At 37.0% G+C, this 21,294-nt stretch carries 19 protein-coding genes; 14 read left to right on the top strand and 5 right to left on the bottom strand.

Annotation, left to right across the window (positions count from 1 at the left end; genetic code table 11):
- Positions 1-91: 91 nt before the first annotated feature.
- The 5 genes from EPU_RS06900 to ispE form a co-directional block, all read right to left on the bottom strand.
- Positions 92-652, bottom strand: coding sequence for a chromate transporter (locus tag EPU_RS06900; protein ID WP_029488174.1), 561 nt, complete (start codon positions 650-652; stop codon positions 92-94).
- Positions 649-1,188: a chromate transporter gene (locus EPU_RS06895; RefSeq protein WP_029488173.1), complete on the bottom strand. Its 540-nt coding sequence runs from the start codon at positions 1,186-1,188 to the stop codon at positions 649-651. Before EPU_RS06895 ends, EPU_RS06900 begins: the two co-directional genes overlap by 4 nt.
- A gap of 36 nt (positions 1,189-1,224) precedes the next feature.
- The gene (locus tag EPU_RS06890) at positions 1,225-2,292 is read right to left on the bottom strand and encodes a hypothetical protein (RefSeq protein WP_010167963.1); all 1,068 of its coding nucleotides are present in this window, start codon (positions 2,290-2,292) and stop codon (positions 1,225-1,227) included.
- Positions 2,293-2,355: 63 nt separating this feature from the next.
- Complete coding sequence (locus tag EPU_RS06885) at positions 2,356-3,015, bottom strand: GntR family transcriptional regulator (RefSeq protein WP_010167961.1); 660 nt, start codon at positions 3,013-3,015, stop codon at positions 2,356-2,358.
- 2 nt (positions 3,016-3,017) lie between these two features.
- The gene (gene ispE / locus EPU_RS06880) at positions 3,018-3,932 is read right to left on the bottom strand and encodes a 4-(cytidine 5'-diphospho)-2-C-methyl-D-erythritol kinase (protein WP_010167960.1); all 915 of its coding nucleotides are present in this window, start codon (positions 3,930-3,932) and stop codon (positions 3,018-3,020) included.
- A gap of 182 nt (positions 3,933-4,114) precedes the next feature.
- On the opposite strand from ispE, the gene EPU_RS06875 reads away from it, so the two are divergent.
- From EPU_RS06875 to EPU_RS06810, 14 genes are all read left to right on the top strand, one after another.
- Positions 4,115-5,791 (top strand): methyl-accepting chemotaxis protein, encoded by a 1,677-nt coding sequence (locus EPU_RS06875; protein WP_010167958.1) that lies wholly within the window; start codon positions 4,115-4,117, stop codon positions 5,789-5,791.
- Between the two features lie 147 nt (positions 5,792-5,938).
- Positions 5,939-7,486, top strand: coding sequence for an ABC transporter substrate-binding protein (locus EPU_RS06870; protein ID WP_010167956.1), 1,548 nt, complete (start codon positions 5,939-5,941; stop codon positions 7,484-7,486).
- Between the two features lie 188 nt (positions 7,487-7,674).
- The gene (gene hrcA, locus EPU_RS06865) at positions 7,675-8,691 is read left to right on the top strand and encodes a heat-inducible transcriptional repressor HrcA (RefSeq protein ID WP_010167954.1); all 1,017 of its coding nucleotides are present in this window, start codon (positions 7,675-7,677) and stop codon (positions 8,689-8,691) included.
- A 12-nt stretch (positions 8,692-8,703) separates the two neighbouring features.
- Positions 8,704-9,246 (top strand): nucleotide exchange factor GrpE, encoded by a 543-nt coding sequence (gene grpE, locus EPU_RS06860; protein ID WP_044149764.1) that lies wholly within the window; start codon positions 8,704-8,706, stop codon positions 9,244-9,246.
- Positions 9,247-9,350: 104 nt separating this feature from the next.
- Entirely contained in the window at positions 9,351-11,195 is a 1,845-nt protein-coding gene (gene dnaK / locus EPU_RS06855) for a molecular chaperone DnaK (protein ID WP_010167950.1), read from the top strand.
- Positions 11,196-11,273: 78 nt separating this feature from the next.
- Positions 11,274-12,452 (top strand): molecular chaperone DnaJ, encoded by a 1,179-nt coding sequence (dnaJ, locus tag EPU_RS06850; protein ID WP_010167948.1) that lies wholly within the window; start codon positions 11,274-11,276, stop codon positions 12,450-12,452.
- 78 nt (positions 12,453-12,530) lie between these two features.
- Positions 12,531-13,469 carry a 50S ribosomal protein L11 methyltransferase gene (prmA, locus tag EPU_RS06845; RefSeq protein WP_010167946.1) on the top strand — a complete coding sequence of 313 codons (939 nt, stop codon included), beginning with the start codon at positions 12,531-12,533 and terminating at the stop codon, positions 13,467-13,469.
- The gene (locus tag EPU_RS06840; protein WP_010167944.1) at positions 13,429-14,199 is read left to right on the top strand and encodes an RsmE family RNA methyltransferase; all 771 of its coding nucleotides are present in this window, start codon (positions 13,429-13,431) and stop codon (positions 14,197-14,199) included. Before prmA ends, EPU_RS06840 begins: the two co-directional genes overlap by 41 nt.
- A gap of 97 nt (positions 14,200-14,296) precedes the next feature.
- A complete protein-coding gene (scfB, locus tag EPU_RS06835; protein ID WP_010167943.1) occupies positions 14,297-15,652 on the top strand; it encodes a thioether cross-link-forming SCIFF peptide maturase in 1,356 nt (451 codons plus the stop codon).
- 105 nt (positions 15,653-15,757) lie between these two features.
- Complete coding sequence (secD, locus tag EPU_RS06830; RefSeq protein WP_010167941.1) at positions 15,758-16,984, top strand: protein translocase subunit SecD; 1,227 nt, start codon at positions 15,758-15,760, stop codon at positions 16,982-16,984.
- Positions 16,981-17,883: a protein translocase subunit SecF gene (secF, locus tag EPU_RS06825; RefSeq protein WP_029488169.1), complete on the top strand. Its 903-nt coding sequence runs from the start codon at positions 16,981-16,983 to the stop codon at positions 17,881-17,883. Before secD ends, secF begins: the two co-directional genes overlap by 4 nt.
- A 16-nt stretch (positions 17,884-17,899) precedes the next feature.
- Positions 17,900-19,546 (top strand): glycosyl hydrolase family 18 protein, encoded by a 1,647-nt coding sequence (locus EPU_RS06820; protein WP_029488168.1) that lies wholly within the window; start codon positions 17,900-17,902, stop codon positions 19,544-19,546.
- A gap of 31 nt (positions 19,547-19,577) precedes the next feature.
- Positions 19,578-20,405: an N-acetylmuramoyl-L-alanine amidase gene (locus EPU_RS11830; RefSeq protein WP_010167936.1), complete on the top strand. Its 828-nt coding sequence runs from the start codon at positions 19,578-19,580 to the stop codon at positions 20,403-20,405.
- A 91-nt stretch (positions 20,406-20,496) separates the two neighbouring features.
- A partial coding sequence (locus EPU_RS06810; RefSeq protein ID WP_029488167.1) for a DUF7125 family protein occupies positions 20,497-21,294 on the top strand: 798 nt, incomplete at its 3' end.

Here is a 21,294-nt window from a genome sequence, read left to right as displayed (position 1 = left end):
TAGTATATCCAAAACTTATGAAGATAAATTAAAAAATGCATGAAAAATTGAAAAAGTCGCCTGCAAGTGAATGCAAACGACTCATTAAGTATTATACGATTAAAATTCCTAATATGGCTCCAACAGCGATGTACACAATAGCATGTTTTTTGAATTTCTCTATTGCAAAAAAGAAAAGTAACCCTAGTAATATGTTGAATACAGTGGCAAGATATGCTGTAGATGCCCCGGTGATTAGATCTTCAATTCCGAATGCGATCATGGCAACAGAAATTCCGGCCGCACCGATGATTCCAGCCGCAACGGGACGTATGCCATAGAACGCTGCTTTTACATATGAGTTAGATTTAAATTTGTGGAATATTTTGGCAACRATTACAATGATGATGATAGAAGGAGTGATAAGCCCAAGAACCGCAATGATGCCTCCCAAAAYGCCGGCAGTAGAGTAACCCATAAAGGTCGCCGCGTTTACCCCCACCGCGCCAGGCGTAGATTCGGCAACAGCGATGATGTTAATTAAATCTTCTTGAGTGATCCAATGATASATATCTATGAGCTCTTCGAGAAATGGAATGGTAGCAAGGCCGCCACCAACAGCAAATAAGCCAATCTTGAAAAACTCTGCATATAATAGAAGTAATAGATTCATTTCTTAGCCACCTCTCTACCGAAAATTAGTCCGCATACTGCGCCGATCACAATTAGTATTATTGGAGATGGTGACCACACTGCCATTACAATTAAGCTTGCAACAAATAGAATTTTTGTGGTTAAATCCAGCAAGGATTTTTTTGAAAGGGCAACAACACCGCTCGCAATTARGGCAACAACAACAATCCTGATTCCAAAAAACGCTTCTTGTATTATACTTTGCTCCATAAATAAGTCAAAGACAGAAGCAATGAGTGTGATAATAACAATGGAAGGAGCCACAACACCCAATGTCGCAACAATGGCACCGATAACTTTGCCTCGTTTGTATCCTATAAATGTGGCAGTGTTTACTGCAATGATGCCGGGTGTCATTTGCCCTATAGCATAGTAATCCAAAACTTCATCTTCTTCTACCCATCCTCTTTTATTTACAAGTTCGGCTTGAATTATTGGCATCATAGCATATCCCCCGCCAAAAGTTAAAGCTCCAATTTTAAAAAATGCAAAAAAAAGATCTAATAATTGTTTCATAATTCCTCCCCATAGACCACATAGTTGTGGCAATTTTTAATTAGAATTATTTTCTACTGATACTATAATCTCTATATTTTGATTATTTTCTAGGCCAATTCTGTATAAATGATATGGCAGCGAAAACATGTTGTATCCGTCTTCTTCGTTAGAAATATATACTGTGGCTTGTTTATCAAATGATGTAGATATAGCGGGTTGATGATCTAGAATATTGAGAAATTGCTCATATACTGAAAGTTCGCTGGTGTGATTGGTGTGTATATCGCCAACGCTAACGCCGGGAGTGAGTGCTAAAAATATGAGCTTCTTTGCGGAATTGATACCAAAACGAATCGAAAAAATTCCGGGACTTTTTAGCTCTTTAACAAGTTTCCTCGTTGTGCGTTCTATTTTGGCGTAGAGAGTTTTTGTTATGTTGGGAGGAATATGGATTAACGTTTTGCCTGTGGAGCCTTCTTCTTCCTCTTCGCAAATTGGATACAATACGATATTCTTTTTATGATCGACAACGGCAGTGATGCTAAGAATTTGGTGGTAGTGCTCCAATTTTTCTAATATAACTATTGAAGTGCGATGCCTGAGAGGTTGCTTTAATTCTTGGAGCCCCTTGGCGTCTTCTATTTCGAACACATCCACATCGGTATCGTTAATTGAATCATTTTGAGAATATAAATAACATTTTAACGGAAACGTTATTTCGGGATTGCTAAGACCCGCAACAGTGGTAATTAGAAAATGCTCTGGAATATCGATTTTTAGACTAGTTGCAAGTGTTAGCTGATTTTTGCGACTAATTAAATAGAGATATGCGTCAAGTGTTGGATAAATAATGACATTTTTTGGTAATTTATTTTTAATGTTTGTAATTAGGTTGGTAATGCAAATTATAGCATCGCATCTAAGTGACAAACGTTCAAGATTTTGTGAATTAAATTCCCCAACTAGGCTATATGTTGCGTAGTCGCTTGAAATATTAAAATTTTCTTGATCGAGTAAAACAGTTTCTATACCTCGCTTTTTTGCTTCTTTGCAAATCATTAAGCTTGTGAGATTTGATCCAATGATACCTATCGTATTAATTTTTTTGTTAGTGTTCATCATAGAATTGCCTTTCTTTAAGTTATTATTAAATTTTAACAAAGATTTGTACAAATTACAAGTAGTTTATTTTTCGCTAAGATACTTTAGAATTGCATCGCACTGTGTATTTATATGTTGCATGGCTAAGTCGGAAGCGAGTGGGACATCATGACTTTGGATGGCCTCTAAAATTTTTCTGTGCTCCGATAAAACGATTGTGCCTTCGCCCTCATATTTTAGATATGCAATTCTATATCGTAAGACTTGCTCTCTAATATTTTGAGACATTTGAATTAAGCGATCGTTTTTTGTGGCACTAAATATAATTTCATGAAACTCGACATCTTTTTGGATCATTTCGTCGATGTTATGCTCAGCAGCAGCAAACTCATATTCTGTGATCACGAGCTGCAGCTTTAAAAAATCGCGCGTATCGGTTCGTTGTGCAGCTAATCCTGCCGCGAGTGATTCTAAGGCGGCACGGACTTCTAAAACATCTTGGATATCTTTGCGTGTGAAGGGGGCAACATATGCGCCTTTGCGAGGAACCATAACGATAAGACCTTCTAATTCTAAACGACGGATGGCTTCGCGGATGGGTGTTCGGCTCACTCCGAGTTTTTCACCAAGTTGAATTTCCATAAGTCTTTGCCCTGGGAGAAGCTCTCCCCAGAGAATTTGATTTCGTATGGTTTGAAAAACAATGTCACGAAGAGGTTGATATTCAAGTTTTTCGTCTTGCATGATTATTTTTCCTTTCTTGTATTTGGTAGATAGGTAGTTGTAACAAAAACTTCTTTTAAATTAAAGCGCGATTTGATGTGTTCACTGGCTAAGATGCAGGTTTCTTTATTATTAAAGACACCAAATACTGTGGGGCCACTGCCGCTCATTAGAGAATTTATCGCACCGCAGGAGAGCATTTCCTGTTTTAGGTTTAAAATTTTGGGGTGGCGTGCTGTAGTCACTGTTTCTAATACGTTATACATATTGTCATAGATCAATTTTTTGTTATGTGTATTGATACCTAATAATATTTTGGCAGTATCTGGATGTTCTTTGATGGAGTCTACGACGATTTCTCGAAAAACAGATTTTGTTGATACATTGACATTAGGTTTTGCGAGCAAAATGTGAGTTTGTGGAATGGGAGGTAAGATTGTTAATTTTTCTCCGATTCCTTCGGCCAGGGCTGTTCCGCGTAATATACAAAAGGGGACATCGGCCCCTACTTGAACGCCAATTGTCATGAGTTCTTTTTTTGTAAGATGAGTTTTGTATAGTTTGTTTAATCCAACTAAGACTGCTGCAGCATCGGCGCTGCCTCCTCCAAGTCCTGCAGAGATGGGGATTCTTTTTAATATATCGATATACGCTCCCCCGTCGGTTGATGTTTCTTTGAAAAATAGTTGAGCTGCTTTGTAGGCAATATTTTTGTGATTGGTAGGAAGCCACATTTTATTTGTTGAAAGTTTAATAGTTGAATCAATTGTTCTTTTTATAATTACAGTATCATGTAAATTGATGCTCTGCATAACCATTAAAAGCTCGTGATAGCCGTTTTCTAGTTTGCCCAAAATGTCGAGTGATATATTTATTTTGGCGAGAGCTTTTAGTCTTATTGTATCCATTATAGCTCCTTTTCTTGTATTAATTTTCATACAATTATACCTCCTCTTTTTCTATTATGTCAATGGGAAGGTTTTTTGTGTGCAGAAAAATAGAGTAAGACTAATTAATTTGGATTTGAAAATATTATTGTTTTAAATATAAAGGTATGCTATAATCGAAATATTATTAAGTATTATTGAATAAATTTTGTGGATCAATTTTGGGAGGGTTTATGAAAGCATTTAAAGACATACCAATTAAGAAAAAGTTGTCGAGAATAATATGGGTATTAAGTTTAGGCATGGGATTTTTGAGTTTATTTTCGATTAACCGATATCAGTTTGTTAGAAACGAAATAGATGATTATATGACCACTACATATGCGGCTCAAAATTCTGCAACAAGCATTTACTTATATATAGAAGCTATCCAAAAAGCTTATTATAGAATAATTTTAGAAGATGATGCGTTCATAGATGCAGAACAAGTAAAAAACATAGAAAGTTTTATGAACCTATTGGAATTAGAAGAAGATGTTATGAATGAGACTTTTATATTAGATGATAGAATGAAAAATGAGTTATTTGGATTAATGCAAGAATTGGAAGAAATTAGTAATAATGTAATAATTGCTGCGACAGATTATAGTGCAGAAGATACTTATGAATACATGAAGCTTACTGTTATTCCTCTTGTAAATGAAATTTTTGAAAGCTTGCAAGATATATTAGAATTAACTCATAGTAAAAATGATGATCTAATGATAAGTATAAAAAATATGATCAATGCTGTAATAGCATTTTTATTTTTGGGATTTTTAGTAGCAACGGCAACGGCAATGAAAGTTTATTTTACAGCTGTTAAAACGATTGTAAATCCTCTTAATAGCATGACTGAAGTGGCTAGGCAAATGGCTCAAGGAAATCTACATCATGATATTACATATACTTCTGAAGATGAAGTGGGTGCTCTGGCGGATGCTATGAAAAATATGACTACAATGTTATTTGGGTATATTACAAAAATAGATAAAGCACTTCAAGCTGTGAAGTCTGGCGATATGACGCAACCAATCAAAAACGAGTTTAAAGGAGACTTTAATAAAATCAAGGAAAATATTAATATTGTTGTAGAAACGCTAAATACAACTTTGTTACAAATTTCACAATCGTCTAAGCAGGTAGAGGAAAAAGCTGGCGTATCTTCTGAAGAGGCGATAACTTTAACTAATTGCGCAGCAACACAGGCTGATACCATGAAAAACTTTGCAGAACAAATGAGAAATCTCTACGATCGAATTATGCATAACATTAAGGTTACCAATGAGTCGAATGTACTGGGAGTTAAATTAAAGACTACGGCGACAGATGCGATGGAAGAAATAGGATTGTTGCTAAAGGGGATGGAAGAGATTGTTGCAGCGATTTCGAATGTAGCTAGTTTTATTAGCGTAATCAATAATATTGCGACGCAAACCAACTTGCTTGCGTTGAACGCATCAATAGAGGCGGCGCGTGCTGGAGAGTCGGGAAAAGGATTTACAGTTGTTGCGCAAAATATACGTGAACTGGCTGTTAGAAGCTCGGCTCAGGTTAAGGAAATAGAAGAGGTGATAACAAGCTGTGTAGAAAGCGCGACTTCTGGAAGCAAGATTGCCCATTCGGCGTCGGAAGCATTTAAACAAATTTTGAACCAAATTTCTAGAGCAACAGAGCTAAATGAAGATTTAATAGAAGGTTCGAATGCGCAAAATGAAGTATTAAAATTTATTACGAAGGACCTAAAACAAATTTCGGCAAGTACCAAAGAAACAAAAGAATCAGCAGATGTTACATCGCAATTGAGTAATGATCTATTAACTGAGTCAAAAATATTGGGAACTTTGATGGAAGATTTTAAAATTAATTAATGAGAAGAGGCTGTTTTGGTATATAATACTGAAGCAGCTTTTTTTATTGCATAGAATTTGCAACTCAAATGCAATTTGTATTGCTTTTTTGATGATAAACTGATAATATAAACTGATGTCTAAATATACACTATGGGAGGAATTAAATTGAACAAGCATTTTAAGAAAGTATTGATTTGCGCAGGAGTCGCAGTTGGCTTGTGTGGTTGTAGCGGAGGAATGAAAGATACATTGACGCTGGGGTGTAGTAATTTTTCGAATTCATTGGACCCTAGTGCATCTCCAAACTCGGCTTGGGGAACTGCTAGATATGGAATAGGAGAAGGACTTTTTAGATTTGATGACACGATGAATGCACAGCCATATTTATGTGATACATATGAAGTGAATGATGAAAAAACTGTTTGGAAGTTTCATATTAGGGATGGAGTAAAATTTTCAAATGGGAAAGAGTTAACCGCGGCGGCAGTAGTGGCAAGTTTTGAATATTTATATGAGCAAGAACGCAATTATAAAGGCACCAATAAGCCGAGCCAATATTTGGAATATACAGACATTGCTGCAGACGATGCGACAAATGTGGTAACGATAGTAACAAAGCAACCATATGCAGATCTTACAAAAGTACTATCACACGTGAACTATATAATTTTGGATACAGAAAGCGATATGGCACTGGCGCCAGTGGGGACTGGACCATATAAAGTTGTGAATAATGAAGTAAGCGTATCTATGGAATTAGAGAGAAATGAACATTATTGGAATGGCGAGGTGCCGTTTGAGAAACTAAATATAATTTATATGGAAGATAGTACGATAAAATCGTTTGCACTACAAGCCAAAGATGTGGACATAGTAGATAGCATTACAACAGCACACGATTTGAAAATGTTGAGAGAGTCTGAAGATTTTAATGTGGCAGAAACAGTGAGTACAAGGACGGCATTTTCGTATATAAACCATGATGGGGTGTTGGGAAATGACACATTACGAGAAGCAGTTTTGCTGGCGGTAGATGATGAAACTATAGCAGAAGTAACATTAGGCGGCGTATATACGGCAGGATGTGCAGTGCTTCCATTAACTCTAGATTATGGATATAACGAATTAATAGACAAAACGCCATTTAATGTAGAGTTGGCAAAAGCAAAATTGGACGAGGCGGGAATAATAGATACAGATGGAGATGGGATTAGAGAATTGGATGGTGAAAATATAAGCATAGATTATATAAGTTACGTGATGAAAAGCTTGGATGTAGTTGCCGAAGCAGTAGCAGCAAATCTAAATGACATAGGAATAGATGTAAAGCTGCGAGTATTGGATTCTGATACGCACTGGAACATGGTAGCAAACAGAGAATTTGATTTAGCGATAAATAGTTGGCTGACAGTTCCAGTAGGAGATCCGGTGGGATTTTTAAAAAATTGGTATGGCAAGAGCGATATAAATTATAGTGGTTATCAAAATAATGAGTACGATATTTTATATGAGGCATTGTTAGAAGAAATAGATATAATGCATCAAAAAACTTTAATCCAAAGATTGCAGCAAATATTGATTGACGATTCGGCAACGATGGTGAATGGATACTATGAAAGTAATTTATCAAGCAACGCAAAAATAGAAGGTGTGACCATGCCGATGTCAGAAAGTTTTTGGATTACAGCAGATATTAAACCAGCAGAAAATTAAAAAATGTATTTGGAGTCTCGGTTTTATAAAGGATCGAGACTTTTTGCCATGAATTGGAGTGAATATTTTTTTAAGAATTTTCAAAAAACTATTGACAGGAGGTTTTTTGTATGATAAAGTATCAAATGTAGTTAGCACTCGCATCAAATGAGTGCTAACAAAAAACTAAAGATGGGAGGCGCAACAGGATGAAGGAAAGAAAGATTCGCATTCTGGAGGCGATTATTCAAGACTATATACAAACAGGCGCACCAGTTGGATCTAGAACACTCTCTAAAAAGTATGATTTAAAACTTAGTTCAGCAACGATAAGAAATGAAATGTCTGACTTAGAAGAGCTTGGTCTAATAACTCAACCTCATGCCTCTGCAGGTCGTATCCCATCAGATAAAGGATATAGGCTTTATGTAGATAGCCTTATGGGCAAGGAGGACTTGAGCCCCGAGCTTAGTAATGTTATCGGAAAAATGTTGCACGACAAAATAAATAATATAGACTCTTTAATAGAAGAGACGGCAAAATTAGTTGCATTAACAACAAACTACGCAACTATTGCGAGCACTTTTTCTATGAATGAGCCAATTGTTAAGAAGGTTCAGATTATGCCGTTAGAGCCCAAAACTATTGCGTGTATCGTTATAACTGATTCAAATTTATTGAAGCATCAGTTGATATTAGCGGATATCGAGGTAACGGACCTATTGGCAAATCAGTTAACAGCAATCTTAAATAAAATCATTGTTGGAATGACTGCAATGAACTTACGACAGTGCAATCTTGATATGATAGACCAAACGTATAAGCCCCTAGTTATAAAAATTATAAATACAGTTATTCAAATATTATCTGAAAAAGATTATAGTCATGTGTTTTCTAGAGGAACTACAAATATATTGGAGTTTCAGGAGTTTAATGATATGCAAAAAGCCAGAGAGCTGTTGGAGCTATTAGATAAGAAACCGTATCTAACTAGTTTGCTATCAAAAAGCGCTACTAATACTGTAAATATCAGTATTGGAGAAGAAAACAACTTGGAGCCTATGAAAGAATGCAGCGTTATAACAACGACGTATAAAGTGGGCGAATGTACTTTGGGTTCTATAGGAATAATTGGACCAAAGCGAATGAACTATAGTCAGGTGGTAAGTTTATTAGAACAAATTTCGACTCAACTTACAAAGATGTTTGGAAAAGACTTTATATAGGAAGGAATTTTTATGAAGAAGAAGCAAAGAGAGACTGCAGAAGTTGCAGAAGAGCAAGTAGAATCAGCGATCGAAGAGACAGAAGCTGAAGAAATTGAGGCAGAAGTTGAAGAGGCGGTTGAGGAAGCAGAAGTGGTTGATAGCAAAGACCAAAATTTGGAAAGACTTCAACGTCTAATGGCTGAATTTGATAATTATAGAAAAAGAACCGAGAAGGAAAAGTCTACTGTTTATGATATGGCAGTGAGCTCGATAGTAACCGATCTGCTAGGAACAGTTGATAACTTTGAGAGAGCCTTAAAGCAAGAATGTAGTGACAAGGAATTTTTTGATGGCGTTTCTATGATTTATAAGCAATTGATTGGAGCCATAGATAAAATTGGGGTTAAGGTTATTGAAACTGAAGGAAAAGARTTTGATCCCAAATATCATAATGCAATTTTTCATGTTGAAGATGAGAACTTGCCTAAAAATTTCATAGTAGAAGAATTACAAAGAGGCTATACTTTTAAGGATAAAGTGCTTAGACACAGTTTAGTTAAAGTGGCAAATTAAATTTTAGTTTGGAAGTATACTATAACTAAAAAATGGTAATAATCTACTCGTAAACTAATAGAAAATAATAATTTATCATATAAAACATTTGGAGGGAATTTATAATGAGTAAAATAATCGGAATCGACTTAGGAACAACAAATTCATGTGTATCAGTTATGGAGGGTGGTAAGCCTGTAGTTATTGTTAATGCAGATGGAGGTAGAACAACTCCTTCAGTTGTTGCATTTACAAAAGATGGTGAGAGACTAGTTGGAGATACGGCAAAGCGTCAAGCAATCACAAATCACGACAGAACAATTGCATCAATCAAACGTTATATGGGAACAAACCACAAAGTTACTATAGATGGTAAAGCTTATTCACCTCAAGAAATTTCAGCTGTTACTCTTCAAAAATTAAAAGCAGATGCAGAGAGTCATTTGGGTGAAAAAATTACTAAGGCAGTTATTACTGTTCCTGCATATTTTACAGATGCGCAACGTCAGGCAACAAAAGATGCCGGCAGAATTGCGGGGCTAGAGGTTGAGAGAATTATAAACGAGCCAACAGCTGCAGCGCTTGCGTATGGCCTAGAAAATGAGCAAGAACAAAAGATTGTGGTTTATGATTTGGGAGGCGGTACTTTTGACGTTTCGATTATAGAAATTGGAGACGGCGTTATCGAAGTATTGGCAACAAGCGGAGACAATCGTCTTGGTGGAGATGACTTTGACCAACGTGTAATTAAGTATTTAGTTGATGAGTTTAAAAAAGTAAATGGAACCGACTTATCTAACGACAAAATGGCAATGCAACGTATAAAAGAAGCCGCAGAACAAGCTAAGAAAGAACTTTCTACAAAAACTACAACTCAAGTACTAATACCGTTTATCACATCTGCAGGTCAAAATTTAGATGTAACACTTTCTCGTGCAAAGTTTGATGAATTAACTCACGATCTTGTTGAAAAAACTATTGGACCAGTAAGAAATGCATTAAAAGATGCGGATCTTAGCGCATCAGAGATTGACAAAGTCTTGCTAGTGGGTGGGTCAACTCGTATCCCAGCAGTACAAGAAGCCGTAAAGAAAATTATAGGTAAAGAGCCATTTAAAGGAATCAACCCAGATGAGTGCGTTGCAATTGGTGCGGCAATTCAGGGTGGAAAGCTTGCTGGAGACGCAGGTGCGGGAGACATTCTTCTATTAGATGTAACACCGCTAACACTAGGAATCGAAACATTAGGAGGCGTGGCGACACCATTAATTCAAAGAAATACAACAATTCCTACTAAGAAGAGCCAGGTGTTCTCAACAGCTGCAGATAATCAAACAGCCGTTGATATTCATGTAGTTCAGGGCGAGCGTCCAATGGCTAATGATAATAAAACTTTGGGTAACTTTAAACTAGATGGAATCTTACCGGCACGTCGTGGAACTCCACAAATCGAAGTAACATTCGATATCGATGCAAATGGAATTGTTAAGGTTGCGGCAAAAGATCTAGGAACAGGAAAAGAACAGCATATCACAATTACTGCAAGTACCAATCTTTCAGAAGACGAAATCAACAGAGCTGTGGAAGAAGCGGAGAGAAATGCAGAATCAGATAAAAAACGAAAAGAAGCAATTGATGCGAAAAATGAAGCAGATAGCATGATCTTTCAAACTGAAAAAGTAATTAATGAAAGTGCTGATAAAATTGATCCGGCTGATAAGGCAGATCTGGATGTGAAACTTGAAGAACTTAAAAAATTAAATGACTCAATTGACATGGCAAATGTAAATGATTCTCAAATTGAGGCACTTAAAACTGCAAAAGACGAGCTCACTCAGATTTTCTATGCAATCTCAGAAAAAATGTATGCGCAACACGAGCCACAAGGTGGTCCTGAAGATTATGCGGGTGCGGATATGAGCGGAAATCCAAACGATGATGTAATCGATGCAGACTTCAAAGAAGAATAACAACTTTACAAAGTCAAAGGGCACTCCTCTTTGGCTTTTAATGCGTTAAAATAAAAAATAATTTAATGGTGGTGAAGTATGGCAACAAAAAAAGATTATTATGATGTGCTTGGTGTGAATAAAAGTTCAACAGAAGCAGAAATTAAAAAAGCATATAGAAAGGTAGCGAAAAAGTATCATCCAGATACTAATCCAGACAACGCAGAAGCGGAGTCAAAGTTTAAGGAAGCTTCAGAAGCRTATGAAGTTTTGAGTGATTCTGATAAAAAAGCTGCCTATGATAGGTTTGGACATAGCGCGTTTGAACAAGGTGCGGGCGGCGGAGCTGGCGGAGGCGGTTTTGGTGGCTTTGGMGATTTTGGCGGCTTTAGTAGTAGTGGCTTTAGCAGTGGTGGGTTCGACTTCGAAGATCTTTTTGGAGACTTATTTGGYGGAGGTAGTAGGCGTTCGTCTAGGCGTGGGCCAAAACCTGGTGCAGATATCGAGCAAACAATTCAGATTACATTTGCGGAAGCTGCTTTTGGAGTGGATAAAGAGATTACAGTGCAAACTTCTGAAACTTGCCCTACCTGTAAAGGAAGCAAAGCGAAGCCAGGAACTCATGCGGAAACTTGCTCGAAGTGTAATGGTACGGGTCAAATCAAAATTACTCAAAGAACGATTCTTGGAAATATGCAAACTACATCAACTTGTGACGTTTGTAGAGGAGAAGGTAAGGTTATTAAGGAGAAGTGTACTACTTGTCGTGGAACAGGTAAAGTTAAGGTATCTAAAAAAGTTACTGTGAACATACCTCCGGGTATTGATACCGGCCAGACTTTGCGTGTAAATGGAAAAGGAGAAGCTGGAGATATTGGGGCACCAGACGGTGATTTATTGCTGACAATATATATTAAGGCACATGAGATATTTAAGCGAGACGGAAATAGTGTAAACATGAGAATGCCGATTAGTTTTAAGCAAGCAGCGCTGGGAGCCGAGGTTTCGGTGCCAACTCTCGATGGAAATGTAAAGCTAGATATTAAGGAAGGAACTCAGACGGGAACCAAGTTTAGACTGCAAGGAAAAGGAATTCCAAGCTTGAGAAATCCAAAGGTACGAGGGGATCAATATGTAGAAGTGTATGTAGAGGTGCCTAAAAATCTTTCGGCAACGCAAAAGGAATTGCTCGAAAAGTTTGATTCTAATACAAAGGATAGCCATCAGCCAGAACAAACAAAGTTTAAGCAAAGGTTAGAAAGATTGTTTAAGAAATGAAGTAAAAAATGATTTTTGGAGAAACGAGAGGGCAGATATGGGGCTCCCTCGTAATTTTTTTGTTAGGAGAAATAGCATATGGATTGTATAGAATTTAAGATAGAAACAACAACTGCAGCGGTGGAAGCGATCAGTTATTTTATTGCAGATACATTGGAGGGCGGAGTGGAGATTTGCGATCCCAAAGATGCCATAAATCAGGACAAGACCCAAACTTGGTATGATTTTATTGATGAAAGTTTACTAGATGCTGACATGAATACAGTTTTTGTGAAAGCATATTTTAATAAAGGAATAAATATAGAAGAATATAAGGAAAAAATTTCAGCTGAGTTAGAACATATAAAAGAGTTTTTGGATGTTGGCGCCGCGCAAATTATTGTGAGCGAAATTCCAGAAGAAAAATGGGCAAACGAGTGGAAGAAGTATTATAAGACTTTTAACATTACAGATAAAATAGTGATCAAACCATCGTGGTTGGCATATGATGTTGCAGGCGATGAAATTGTGATAGAAATGGATCCGGGAATGGCATTTGGCTCGGGCACTCATGAAACTACATCGATGTGTGTTCAGTTATTAGAAAAATATCTAAAAAAAAGCAATAGAGTACTGGATGTAGGCACTGGTAGTGGAATTCTCGGAATTGTTGCCGCAAAACTTGGGGCATCAGTTTTGGGAGTGGATATCGATCCGATGTCGGTTAAAGTTGCTATAGAAAATGTCGCGATCAATGGTGTTGCAGATGATATGGCGGTTGTGCAAGGAGATTTGCTGGAAGTCGTTGCGGAAAAGGCAGATATTGTCATTTCGAATATAATAGCAGATGTGATAATTGTATTGGCAGCGCAGGTAAGGCAAGTGTTGAAACCGGGTGGAGTGTGGATTGCTTCCGGAATTATTGATACGAAAAAAGCAGCGGTGCTGAAGGCAGTTGAAAAGCATGGCTGGGAGGTTGTAGAAGTAACAGAAAAAAATGAATGGGTTGCGTTGGCAATGCGTGATGTTAATGCCTAAATATTTTGTAGATAAGTCTAATATAAAAGATGCGACGATCGTGATAGAAGATAGAAATTTTCATCATATTAAAAATGTTATGCGAGCCAAGATAGGTGATCAATTGCTTGTGGGTGATAAAGAAAACGGAATGTACAAATGTTTTGTTGCAGAGATTTCGGCAAATTTTATTACGGCAAATATAGTGGAGGTCTTTGCGGCAGATACCGAGCCTGCAGTAGATATAGTATTGTTTGCGCCTCTTATTAAAGGAGACAAGATGGAATGGGTTATTCAAAAAGCAGTGGAAATCGGGATCGCGAAGATTATACCGATATATACGCAACATTGCGTGGTGAAGCTGGAGTCTGAGAAGAAGATTGCCTCGAAAGTTGAAAGGTGGAACAAAATAGCGGAGTCGGCAGCAAAGCAGTCGGGGCGTGGCATAACCGTCGCGGTGGCAGAACCAATGAAATTTGCTGATGCGATGGAGTTTGCTGATGCCGCGCTGGATGCTATTGCAATACCATATGAAAAAGAAGATACGCAAACATTTAAGAAAATGCTAAGAGAAAATCAGTTTACAAGCCTGGGGATTTTTGTTGGGCCAGAGGGAGGGTTTGCAGCAGAAGAGATTGCTATTGCAGAAAAATTCGGAGCAATGGTAGTCACGTTGGGTAAAAGAATTTTGAGAAGTGAGACAGCTAGTATTGTGGCCACCGCGCTAGCTGTCCATGAAACTAATAATTGAGTTGCGCCTTCTTCGGAAGGTTTTTTCTATAAATRACTTTATTTTTGATTTGTTTTAGAGTATAATCTAAGAAAATAATATTTAAAAGGAGTAGCTGATGATACACAAATTTAAGTTTGATGGGCTTAATATTGTAATGGATATAAATAGTGGCGCAATTCATGTTGTTGATGATATTGTTTATGATCTTGTTTTAGAAATACCAAAATTAACCGCTGATGAAATTACGGTTAAGTATGCAGCGATTTATGACGAAAAATATATAAGAGAGGCGATAGATGAGATCAACGAATTAATATCCGAACAAATTCTTTATACCGAGGATACATACGAAAATTTGATTCCAGCTTTTCTTGATAGAAAGCCAATTGTTAAAGCGCTTTGTCTTCATGTTGCCCATGACTGCAATTTAGGCTGCAAATATTGCTTTGCAGGAGAAGGGGAGTATCATGGTCCTAGAGGGCTAATGAGCGTTGAAGTTGGAAAGCGTGCTATTGACTTTTTGATTGAGAGCTCTGGAGTTCGTACTAATTTGGAGGTAGATTTTTTTGGTGGAGAACCGCTGATGAATTTTAAGGTAGTTCGTGAATTGGTTGACTACGCAAACTCTCGTGCAGAACAAACAAATAAGAAATTTAGATTTACTCTTACTACTAATGGGGTGTTATTAAATGATCAGATAATCGATTTTCTCAATGAATATATGGATAATGTGGTTTTGAGCCTCGATGGAAGGCCAGAAATTAATGATCAGATGCGTCCCACCGCAAATGGCAAGGGCAGCTACGATATTATTTTACCAAAATTTAAAAAGCTTGTAGAAAAAAGAGGTGGCAAAAAATATTATATCCGCGGAACATTTACTCACAAAAACCTAGATTTTGCAAAGGATGTGTTGCATATAGCAGAGTTGGGGTTTAATGAAGTTTCTGTGGAGCCTGTTGTTGCACCTAAAAGTAAAGATTATGCGATCAAAGAAGATGATATTGCGTTATTGTGCCAAGAATATGAAATATTAGCAAAAGAAATGCTGAAAAGATATAAACAAGACGGGGAGGTTTTTAATTTCTTTCATTTTAATATAGATCTTACGGGAGGTCCCTGTGTATATAAACGCTTGTCTGGCTGCGGGTCTGGAACAGAGTATTTGGCTGTGACGCCAGAAGGAAATCTATATCCGTGTCATCAGTTTGTGGGTATAGATGAATTTGCGATGGGCAATGTTTGGGACGGAGTGACTAATCTTGATCGCAGAAGTGAGTTTGGATCTTGTAATGTTTATCAAAAAGATGAATGTAAAAAATGTTTTGCAAAATTTTTCTGTAGTGGAGGGTGCGCGGCAAATTCATACAACTTCAATGGCAATATATTGGGGACATATGAGATTGGCTGCCAACTACAAAAAAGTCGCCTCGAAAATGCAATAGGGTTAATTGCAAGCAAACAACAATAGTACCTTGACGAAGCTCTTATAATTAAAAGGTAATGATACTTTATTTAAGGCAAACTACAAAAGAAAGAGAGGATAGTGAGGAGCGATATCCTTGCTGAAAAAATTATGAAATCTATTTTAAAAATAGTAGGCGTAGTTTTTGCAATTATCATAACTGTCTATCTGGCATATTTTGGATTGGGTGAAAGAAATGTATTTTCTTATAATCACATAAACCTGGGATTAGACTTGCGTGGTGGGGTTAGTATTGTTTATGAAGTAGAAGGAGAAACGCCACAAGCATCAGATATGGCAGCAGCAGTTGCGATGATTCAAGTTCGACTCGATAGAGAAAATTATACTGAAGCAGAAGTTGCAATAGAAGGTGATAGGCGAATTCGTGTTAATATTCCTGGAGTAGAAGATCCGCAAGAAGCAATTAACAGCATCGGAGCAACAGCGTTACTCACATTCGAAGATGAAAATGGCAATGTCGTTTTAGAAGGAAAAAATATCAAGAGCGCGGTATTTCAACTCGCTGATATGGGAATGGGAAATGAAGCCGTTGTTGCAATTAAATTAGATGATATAGGAACAGAAGCGTTTAAAAAAGCTACTGAAGAAAACATCGGAAAGCCTATTATAATTAAATTGGATGGAGAAATTATCAGTGCGCCAACAGTAAACGAAGCTATTAGAAACGGTGAGTCTGTGATTTCGGGATCATTTACAGAGCAGTCAGCAGCTCAGCTAGCAGATCGTATAGAAGCTGGTTCGTTGCCGTTTGCGTTAATTCCGGTATCATCAAGTGGYGTAGGCGCAAAGCTAGGTATGGACGCATTTAACTCAAGTTTACAAGCTGCGGTAGTGGGATTCATTATAGTACTTATCTTTATGGCTTGTGTATATAGATTGAGTGGCATTGTTGCAGATATCGCTCTTACGCTATATGTGTCTTTGGTTGTTATTATATTAAGTTTGATAGAAGCCACGTTGACATTGCCAGGTATTGCGGGAATTATTTTGTCGATTGGTATGGCAGTGGATGCAAATGTTATCATATTTACAAGAATTAAAGAAGAAATTAATTCTGGAAAAACAGTGCGCTCTGCAGTAGACAGCGGATTTAATAAGGCATTGAGTGGAATTGTTGATGGGAATGTTACGACTTTGATAGCGGCGTTTGTTTTATATATGCTAGGATCTGGAATTATAAAAAGCTTTGCAACAACGCTAGGTATTGGTATCGTACTTTCTATGTTTACAGCTCTTGTCGTTACAAGAATTTTGCTTAGATCATTTGTTGCAGCAGGATTACAAAATCCAGTGTTATATGGAGGAACAAAGCGATGAACTATATACAAAATCGAAAAATCTTTTTTTCAATTTCCTTGATATTGATCGCGATATGCTTTGCGGCTATGGGTATAAATTATGTTAGTGGTAGAGGTTTGTTAAACTATGATATCGAGTTTAGTGGTGGTTCTATTTTGCATTTAGACCTTATGACAGATTTTAATGTAGAAACAGAAATTATGCCACTGGTGATAGAATATTTGGGAGATGATTCAGCGGTAATTCAGTTGGTTCCAGATACGCATCAAATAATGATTACAACTAAGACTACAGATGCGACAATGAGAACAGAATTTGTAAAACAGGTACAGAAAGAATTAAACCTAACAGAAAATATTATTTTGGCGGAAGATTCTGTATCACCAACAATTAGTACAGAGCTTCAAGCAAATGCCATGTATGCGATTGTGTTGGGATCAATTTTGATGTTAATATATATTTGGGTGCGTTTTAAAGACTTTAAATTTGGAGCTGCAGCAGTTGTGGCGCTAGTCCATGATGTTTTGATTATGTTATTCGTGTATGCAGTCTTTAGAGTGCCTATTAATAATTCGTTTATAGCGGCAATTCTTACAATTATAGGGTATTCTATCAACGATACAATAATAGTTTTTGATAGAATAAGAGAAAATAGAAGAGTAATTGGTGGYTCAGACGAAGAGGTAATAAATAAAAGTATCAGCCAAACTTTGACACGTTCGATAAATACTTCGATAACAACATTGATAATGGTGGCATTGTTAAACATTTGCGGTACTGCATCTGTTAGAGARTTTGCATTTCCATTGGTAATAGGTGTTATTTCTGGAACGTATTCTTCTATATTTATAGCAAGCCCGGTTTGGTTTGAAATGAGAAAAATTGCAAAGCGAATGAGAAAAAAAGCAACAACATAATAATTTGGAGGACCGAATGTTTAAGAAAATTTTATTAGGTGCATTTGGGGCGATTGTTATTGGAGTAGGTGTGGCGGGTTATATACGGATTAGGCCTGCCACCACTAAGATTGACCCCATTACTTATTTTGGTGAATTTTCGCCGGAATATACAAATATGACTTTTGAAGATGCAAGAATAGATTTATTTGAACCTGCAATCATAAAGAATGGCAAGATTTTTGTGTCTAGTGAATTTGCAAATAAATATGTAGATGACACAGTATTTTATGATCCTAGGGAAGATATTTTAACAGTTACAACGTTAAATGATGTGGCGCGTTATAATATARAYGAAGAAAATGAGGATTTCTTGTTTGAGCAAAATGAAATTTGTTATATATTAGATACATTTTTGGAAGAGAGATTTCCGATTGATTTTGTATTAGGCGAAGATGGCAGAGTGGTTATTGCAAAAGATTTATCTACCGAAAAACAATTAGGAAAAATCACAAAGCGTACCGGAGCTGCAGTGAGAACTCATGCAGACAAAAAACGCTTTATTTTGGACGAAGCAGTATATAAAAGTGAAGTAGAAATATATGGGGAGCTTCTTGATTATTATAGAGTTAGAGAYGAAAATGGATTTATAGGATACGTAAAAAAAAGATATATAGAACTCACAGGCGTTAGTGAAACTAAAGATAAAAAGGTTTATGAGCCACATAAAGTTGATCTATTGGATGAGAAAGTGAGACTTGCTTGGGATCAAATGACGGTTTTGGCGGTCAATAATTTTGATCATCCTAGATACAATAATATTCAGGATTTGAATGTACTAGCACCGACTTGGTTTGACTTTAAAGATGRAAATGGAAATCTAAATAGCAGAGCATCTCATGGATATATTAAAGCCGCAAAGGCAGAAGGTATAGAAGTGTGGGCATTATTAAGTCACAATTTTTCAAATCCAGAATTTACATCAAAAATATTAAACAGCACAACCAAACGCCAGCGTGTGATTGACCAACTTGTTRAATATTCATTAGAATATAATTTGGATGGCATAAATATAGATATAGAGAACGTTACTCAAAGTACCAGCGAAGAATGGGTTCAATTTATGAGAGAATTATATCCTCAACTGGGAGAAATCGGAGTTTGTGTATCAGTTGATGTATATATTCCGTCAGAATGGTCAAAATTTTATATGAGAGACAAAATTGCACAGGTTGTAGATTACTTTATTGTAATGGCATACGATGAACATTGGTCGGGATCTGATATAGCAGGGCCAGTCGCTTCTATTGACTGGGTCGAAGAAGGATTGAAGCTAAATTTAGACGAAGTACCAAATGATAAATTGGTTTTGGGTATTCCGTTTTTTAATAGAATATGGGCAGAAAATGGGGACGTTCTGGAAACCCGAGCAATTAGCATGTACGAAGCCAATAGCAGAATAAAGAATGCAGGAGCAAAGCCTACTTATGATGATCTGACAAAACTGAATTATGCAGAATTTGAACAAGATAATAAACTGTACAAAATTTGGTTGGAAGACAAAGACGCAATTAGTAAACGTATAGATCTTATAGAAAAATATGACTTAGCAGGCTATGCGGCTTGGAAATTGGGACTGGAAACTAGCGATGTATGGGCAGAATTATCCAAAATGAGCAAGTGAGTGTAGACAATAAAATTGAGGTGAGAAGATTTTGAATTTTACGAAAACAACGTTTGTTACTTTTTGCTTAGTATTTTTAGTGGCATTCTGTGGATTTTATAAATTCCAGTTGAACGATGATGCAATTACGCAAAATGTTCCGATAGAAGAAACACCTAGTACTGCAGAAAAAATTTTGAATACTCATAGCGTTCCAACAATGAGTGAAATAGATATAAATTTGGATGCGCCGCTACAAGCCGAAGTTCCAGAAGAACCAAAAGAAGTTATTGCAATCGACCCAGGGCATGGAGGATATGACCCTGGGAAAGTTGGATCTTGTAATAATTATGAAAAAGATATAAATCTCAAAATTGCTCTAAAGTTGAGAGACTTTTTAGAAGAGCACAAATATAAAATCGTCCTTACTAGAAGCGAGGACAAAGATCTGGATAGTTTTGATGATAAATTTCACAAACGCGAGGATATGCAAGCAAGGATTAAAACTATTAACGAAAGTGGCGCTGCAATAGTTGTGAGCATCCACCAAAATGCTTTTGCGCAAGAGAAAGCGAAAGGTGCACAAGTGTTTTATTTTAACGATGAAAGTCTGGGAAAAAATCTTGCAGCATCTGTAAAAAATAGCATAAAAGAAATGGCAGACCCAGATAATATAAGAGAAATTAAGCATTCCGAAGAATATTATATATTGAAGAAGAGTAATGTGCCAGGAATTATTGTAGAATGTGGATTTCTTACCAACCCTGAAGAAGAAGCGAAGTTGCTAAGTAATGAGTATCAAACTAAAATGGCACAAGCAATTGGAACCGGTATTATTAATTTTCTAGAAAGTGTATCAGCTGAACAAGCAACAAATTAAGACGATTAGAAAATATAGTAAAAGAGGGGGACCTGACATCTTTGCACCGTCAGYAAACCCTTTTTTTCGTTTAAGGAGAAATTAAATTATTATGGCAAAGTTAAAGAAAGTGCATGTGTGTCAATCATGCGGATATGAATCTGCAAAGTGGATGGGAAAGTGTCCGAGTTGCAACGAATGGGGTTCTCTAGTAGAAGAGAATGTGGAGGAAGTTAGAAAGACAGGAGGAACAAAAAATATTCCGATGAAGCTTGCAGAGATAAAGCTAACTACGGAAGATAGAACAACTACAGGCATAGCGGAGCTGGATCGAGTTCTAGGAGGAGGCATAGTGAAGGGGTCGTTGGTGCTGGTGGGAGGTGATCCAGGAATTGGAAAATCGACCCTATTGCTACAAATATGCCAAACATTGGGAGAGTTAGGAAATGCTGTGTTGTATGTTTCGGGAGAAGAATCGTGTACACAGATAAAATTGCGTGCCGAAAGACTGCGAGTGACGACTAGTAAYCTATCGTTGGTGAGCGAAACAACCATTGCGAGTGTTCGTGAGCATATACAAACCGTTAAGCCAGATTTGGTGATTATAGACTCGATCCAAACCATGTATGATGAAGAGGTGGGTTCGGCACCAGGAAGCGTGTCGCAGGTAAGACAGGTAACGCATGCATTGATGAACATTGCAAAGGGAAAGGATATCACAATTTTGATTGTGGGGCATGTAACAAAAGAAGGAACACTTGCAGGGCCCAGAGTGTTAGAACATATGGTAGATACGGTGCTGTATTTTGAAGGAGAGCGACATGCGGCATTTAGAATCTTGAGAGCTGTAAAGAATAGATTTGGATCCACAAATGAAATTGGGGTATTTGAGATGGTTGATAAGGGGCTG

Origin of the sequence: Candidatus Epulonipiscium viviparus, from assembly GCF_000171335.1 — a bacterium.
In the GTDB taxonomy this organism is placed as follows: Bacteria; Bacillota; Clostridia; order Lachnospirales; family Cellulosilyticaceae; genus Epulonipiscioides; species Epulonipiscioides viviparus.
This window is presented reverse-complemented; position numbering and strand designations above follow the sequence as displayed.